The organism is Asanoa sp. NPDC050611 (genome assembly GCF_040654855.1).
In the GTDB taxonomy this organism is placed as follows: domain Bacteria; phylum Actinomycetota; class Actinomycetes; order Mycobacteriales; family Micromonosporaceae; genus Asanoa.
Window position 1 is genome coordinate 1 of record NZ_JBFAIU010000408.1, and the last position, 6,000, is coordinate 6,000.

Sequence of the window (6,000 nt, forward strand, 5' to 3'; positions counted from 1 at the left end):
GCGAGTGAGAATGCAGGCATGAGTAGCGCAAGAAGGGTGAGAAACCCTTCCGCCGGATGACCAAGGGTTCCAGGGCCAGGCTAATCCGCCCTGGGGTGGTGGGCGCGGATCTGGTCGGGACCTACCTGCACGGCTCGGCGGTTCTCGGCGGGTTGCGGCCGGCCAGCGATGTCGACGTCCTCGCCGTCACCCGCCGGTCGCTGGGCGCGGATCAGCGCCGGGCGTTGGTCGCGGGGCTGCTGCCCATCTCGGGCGCGGCGGTGGCGGCTCGGCCGGTCGAGGTAACCGTCGTGGTGCAGCAGGAGGTCCGGCCGTGGCGATATCCGCCGGTCGGCGACTTCCTCTACGGCGAGTGGTTGCGTGCCGACTACGAGGCCGGCGTCGTCCCCGCGCCCGAGCCGATGCCCGGACTGGCGCTCGCGGTCGCGGTGGCGCTCGCCGGTGACCGTTCCCTGGCCGGGCCTCGCCCGGAGCGGGTGTTCGACCCCGTGCCTCCCGACTACCTGGCCCAGGCCAGCCTGGACGGTATCCCCGGCTTGCTCGCCGACCTGCGCGACGACACCCGCAACGTGCTGCTCACCTTCGCGCGCATCTGGACCACGCTGGCCACCGGCCGGGTCGTCGACAAGCAGGCCGGCGCCGAGTGGGCGCTCGCCCGGCTCGCGCCCGAGCATCGGCCGGTGCTCGAGTTCGCCCGCGACATGTACCTGACCACCGCCTACGCGGACGAGCGGTGGAGCCCCGAGCTGGCGGCGCAGGTCGTGCCCCACGTCGACGAGGTGCTCACCCAGATCCGACAGCTGGGTCGCTACGCCACCTCGATGTAGTCCAGCTCCGCCCACCGGCTGCGGAATCCCAGCCGGACCGTGTTGACGCCGGCGGCGAGCGTGACATCGGCCCGCACCTCGCGCCACGTCTCCCAGCCCGTGTTCGGGTACGTGACGACCTGCGCCGCCCCGCCGTTGACGGTCAGGTTGTGCTGGGCCTCGCCGAAACCGGCCGCGTATCCGATGTGGACCGTGTAGGCGCCGGCGCGCGGGGCGAAGACCGACAGGGCGACGCCGCTGTCCGCGTAGTCGATGTACGCGACCACCTGGCCCTGGGAGGCGCTGGTCGTCGCGCGCACCGAGCAGTGCGTCAGCGTTCCGCGCTCGGCCTCGTACCGGACCCGGCTGCCGCGCACCACGGGGAAGCCGTCGGACCAGCCGAGCGCCGACACGTACATCCCGCGGGCGGTGTTGTTGTTGATCCAGCCGTGGAACACGATGTGGTCGCCGCCGCTGTCGCGGACGATGTCCGCCCCGCCCGGTCCGCGCACGGCGCCGTCGAGGCTCGCGGTGGTCAGCAACGAGCGGAAGGCCTTGGTGTACGGCCCCGTCAGCGCGGTCGCGGTCGCGTAGCTGGTCTGGTACGCGTCGCCGCCGTACCCGCCGAGCGAGTAGAACAGCACGTACCGGCCGCCGACCTTGGTCAGCGCCGGCGCCTCGATCACTCCGCTCTCCTCGGGACGCCCGCTGCGCAGCAGCTCGACCCGCGCGCCCTGGCGCGTGACTCCGTCGGCCGCGACCTGCTGCAGCCAGAGGCTGGTCGGCTGGCCGATGGCGTTGCCGTCGTCCTTGTAAAGCAGATAGCGCACCCCGGTCGAGTCGGTGAAGCTCGACGCGTCGATGTCGCCGCCCTCGCCCGCGTCGCAGACCAGCGGGCCGGTGCCGACCGGGCTGAACGGGCCGAGTGGGGACGTGGCCAGGGCCGCGCCGATGCACTGCCGGCCGGTCGCGACACTGCGGGCGGTGTAGTAGAGCAGGTAGCGGCCGTCGGCGCGGACGGACACGTCGGGCGCCCAGGTGCGGCCGCCGCTCGCCCAGGCGCCGAGCGCCGGCAACGCGTCGCCGCGCCGCGTCCACGGCCCGGTCAACGAGGTGGCGGTCGCGACCGGGACGTTCCCGTTGCCGTTGTTGGTCGAATAGGCGTAGTAGGTGGACCCGAACCGCGACACGTCGGGATCGGGAAAGTCGCTGCCGATCACGAGCGCGGGCGCGACCGTGGCCGCCGAAGCCGCCGTCGGCGCGAGGACGGCGAACGGAACCGCGAGGAGCAGGACGGCCAGCCTGGGCACACATCGACGCATGTGCATTTCTAACACGACGAGGATGCCCCGGGCCAGGCCCGGGGCATCTCTCGTGCGGTCAACTCAGTGGACGACGATGTTGCCGCCCGCGAGCCTGATCTCCTGGGTCCTGGCACCCGTCCATTCGGACGAGAAGAGCAGCGTGCTGCCCTGCCACAGGGTGATCGCGACCGAGTCCGCCGATCCCGGCTGCCCGCGGTCGGTCGCGGTCAGCTGCAGGGTCACGCCACTGGCCACGGGCGTCGGACTGCTGACGTCGAACAGGTTCGCCTTCGCTCGGAGATCCGCCCGTCCGCCGCTGCCCGCACCGAACGACTCGAGCTCCGTGCTGCGGATCTCATAGGTGCGGCTCCCGCTCTGGAAGCGCACCGTCGCCTGCCCGGACAGGTTCTTGTCCCGCTTCGCGTTCAGCGCGAAATCGGTCGAAGAACCGAGGTTCGCGGGATAGCTGCCGGCGGATCGAAGCGCTCGGATCGAGCCGGAACCGGTGACGAAGCTGCCGTCCGGACGGGCGACGTCGACGCGGGCGGACCCGACACCGGTGTAGTAGCCGCCGACCACGACCGAGATGGTGTGCGAGCCGACCGGCAGCGACGCGCTGCACGACGCGGATCCGACCGTCGCCGCCGCGCCCGACAGCCCGACCGGTGCGGTGCACAGCGTCGTGCCGCCCTCCTTGAACGTCACCGTCGCGTTGCGGACGTCGCCCGGCGACCGGTCGGCCACTCCCCCGGTGAGCGCCGCGCTGTCCCGCACGGTCGCCCGCAGCAGCGCGGTCGTGCCGCTCCCGCCGGGCGCGGTGAAGGCGAGCCCGTCACCGGTGTACGTCGCCTCCGCGTCCTCCGCCGTCACCGTGATCGTGAAGGACGTGGTCCCTACGACGCCGGTGTCGTCCGTCACCGTGACCGTGACCGGGTAGGAACCCGGCGCCGCCGTGGTCGCCCCGTCGACGGTCCAGGTCCGCGTGCCCGGTCGGGTGGCGTCAGCGGACGTCGACCCGACCGCCAGCGACAGGCCCGACGGCAGGCCGGCAGCGGTCGCCGACAGGTTGGTGCCGGCGGTGTCCCCGTCGCTCGCGCTGACCGTCACCGTCGGCGACAGGCGGTCGCTGTACTGGACGACCGCGTCGCCCGAATTCGAGACCACCGGCGCCGCGTTGATGGTGATGTCGCCGTCGTTGAGGTCGAAGAAGATGTTGCCGACCGCCTCGATCCTGATCCGGCCCTGTGTCGTGCCGACGTTCGGCAGCGTGACGGACTCGCTGCCGTCGTTGGCGGTGCTCTCGGCCAGGACGTGCGGGAAAGTGGCACCACCGTCGACCGACAGCGAGATGCGCACGGCGGCCGCGTTGACCGGCGCCGCGTCGGTGCCCGCGACGTCCCAGGTGATCGCCTGCGAGCTGCCGCCCGCCACGGTGGCCGCGGACTCGTGCGAGGTGACCAGGAACGGCCCCGCGCCCGGCGCGAGCGTCACCGCGGTCTCCGCGTTGCTCACCCCGCCGCCGCCCGAGTGCCCGTCACGGGCGGTGAGCCGGAAGTGCATCGTCCGGTCGTTGGTGAAGCCGACCCAGTCCGCGGTGGGCAGGAACTCGGAGTAGCAGTCGCGGACGTCGGGCGGCACGTTGGAGCCACCGCTGGTCGGCGGCGGCGGCGCCGGCGGGCAGGTGCCCGTCTTCGCGTTCGTCTTGCCCGCCGCGATCTGCGCCAGGTCGGGGAACACCCGCGTCGGATTCGTGGAAACCGCGTTCTCGCCGGGCGAGTAGTACTCCAGCGTGTCGGTCGGGCTCACGATCGCCGCGGTGCCGAACTGGCGGAACAGGGGGCCGCTGGTCTTCACGTTGTCGACCAGCGCCGTCCCGGCCGCACTGCCTCCCGAGATCCCGCCACGGTCGTTCTGCTCCCACAGGTAGGTCACGGTGTCGCCGTCGGAGTCGGTGGCGCTGCCCGTGAGGGCGAACGGCGTGCGGACCGGGATCGTCACGGCGGCCGGGACCGAGACGACCGGGGCGTGGTTGCCGGTCTCCTCGACCACGTTGCCACCGTTGTCGATCGGGCCGCCCTTGGCGGTCTCGCCGACGAAACCGGACGCCCCGTTGAAGGTGCCGACGGCGAGGGCCGCCACGTTGGTCGCCGCCACCGGGCCGCCGTTGAACGCGACCTGGAACCCGTCGCCGGTCAGCGCGCCCGTGCCGCCGAACGCCGCCACGGTGACCGTCGCGCCGGCCGGCCAGCCGGCGATGCCCTCGATCGCGGCCTTGATGTCCGCCGTCGTGTAGTTGACGCCCCGCACGATCGGCGCGGAGTCGACGCCGTTCCAGGCGATGGTGAACGAGTCGCCGTCGGTGTCGAACTCCCGCAGCGAGACCGTCTGCACCTCGTTGATCGCGGGCCGGTTCGACGTGACGTACGTCGTGATCTCGGTGTAGCTGCGCTGCGACCAGTACGGGTCGCTGTGCGGCTGCAGGTCGTCCTGCCGGCAGATACCGGCGTACGCCATGATGGACGACCCGCTGCCCGGCTCGACCGAGTTCGCGGCGCTGCGGTTGCCGCCCGAGCAGTTGAGCTGGGTGCCGTTGAAGGTGTGGTTGCCGCCGAACTGGTGACCCATCTCGTGGGCGACGTAGTCGACGGCGTAGAAGTCGCCGACGGGTGTGGGCAGGCCCGTGCAGCCGCGCGCCTTGCCGTCACCGCCGATCACGCCGAGGCCCGCCACGCCACCACCGTTGACGCCGAGCCCGAGGTGGCCGACGTCGTAGTTGCTGGCGCCGACGAGCTGGCCGAGCACGATCCGGTTGCGGTTGAGCGTGCCGCCGGCGCACCCGGCGAGCTGGGCCGGCGTGAAGCAGGCCGAGGCGCCGCACGGCCCGTTGGGCTCGGTCGCCAGCGCCGGGGTGTTGAGGTTGGTCTTCTCGGTGTCGTTGATCAGGACCAGCCGGATCGCGGTCTCGTCCTCGTAGATCTGCGTGACCCGGTTCATCAGCGTCACCTTGGCGGCGGTCACGTTCTCGGCCCCGAAGAAGGTGGCGTACGACGGGTCGGTGACCAGCGCGACCCGGTAGGTACGCAGCGATACGGGCGCCCCGGCCGCGGCGGCGATCTCGCCCTCGAGGGCCTGCGCGGCCGACTCGACGTCGTCGCGCTCGACGAGCTCACCGTGTGGGTTGGTCAGGTCGCGGCCGTAGTAGCTGGCGTAGAGGCTCTGGTCCTGGTTGTAGTAGGGGTCGATGTACCAGGCGCCGTGCGGTGACCGGACGGACGCGTGGAACCCGAGCGGCGTCAGGTCCGCCCGGATCGTCGCCGCCGGGTCGTCGATCCCCTTGCCGGCGTACGTCTTGATCTCGGGGTGCCGCGCGGCGAGCCCGGACTCCATGACCGGTGACTCGGCCAGCTCGAAGCGCTGGAAGTCGCCGGCCGGCGTGGGCAGCGACACGACCTGCGGCGCCGCGGCACGCGCCTTCGGTGCCCGCGCCAGGGTCGAGCCCAGGGCGGCCCGGTCGAGGGTGTGCGCGGCGAGGCGTTTGGCCCGGATGTCGGCCTTGTGGCCACCCTTGGTGGCCGCCGGCTTGCCGGTCACCTTCGTCCAGGGTCCCTTCGGGTCGGCCGGTGCGGCGGCGGCCGGTGCGGCCGTCACCATCGGCAGCAGCGCCGCCGTCAGCAGAGCGACCACGACGGCGGCGAGACGTCTGCGCCGCCTTCCGTGACCGCCGTCTCGACTGTGGACATTACGGGTCACGGCCATCTGGGCTCATCTCCTTCGACGGGCAGACGCACCGACACCCTAGACCCGTTGATCGAGCAATGGAAGATTGTTGATGACGATCGCAGATCCGGCCATAGTGGACAGACGGTGAACGGTGCCGCGGGCCGGTAACC

General features: G+C 72.0%; 3 protein-coding genes. 1 reads left to right on the forward strand and 2 read right to left on the reverse strand.

What is annotated here, in order from left to right; translation table 11 throughout:
- Positions 1 to 98: 98 nt before the first annotated feature.
- The gene (locus AB0H87_RS36635; RefSeq protein ID WP_360156655.1) at positions 99 to 827 is read left to right on the forward strand and encodes an aminoglycoside adenylyltransferase domain-containing protein; all 729 of its coding nucleotides are present in this window, start codon (positions 99 to 101) and stop codon (positions 825 to 827) included.
- Here the strand turns inward: AB0H87_RS36635 and AB0H87_RS36640 are convergent.
- Positions 809 to 2,116 (reverse strand): family 43 glycosylhydrolase, encoded by a 1,308-nt coding sequence (locus AB0H87_RS36640; RefSeq protein WP_360156658.1) that lies wholly within the window; start codon positions 2,114 to 2,116, stop codon positions 809 to 811. The two genes, AB0H87_RS36635 and AB0H87_RS36640, sit on opposite strands and share 19 nt — an antisense overlap.
- Before the next feature lie 75 nt (positions 2,117 to 2,191).
- Entirely contained in the window at positions 2,192 to 5,794 is a 3,603-nt protein-coding gene (locus AB0H87_RS36645) for a M12 family metallo-peptidase (RefSeq protein WP_360156661.1), read from the reverse strand.
- Positions 5,795 to 6,000: the final 206 nt, after the last annotated feature.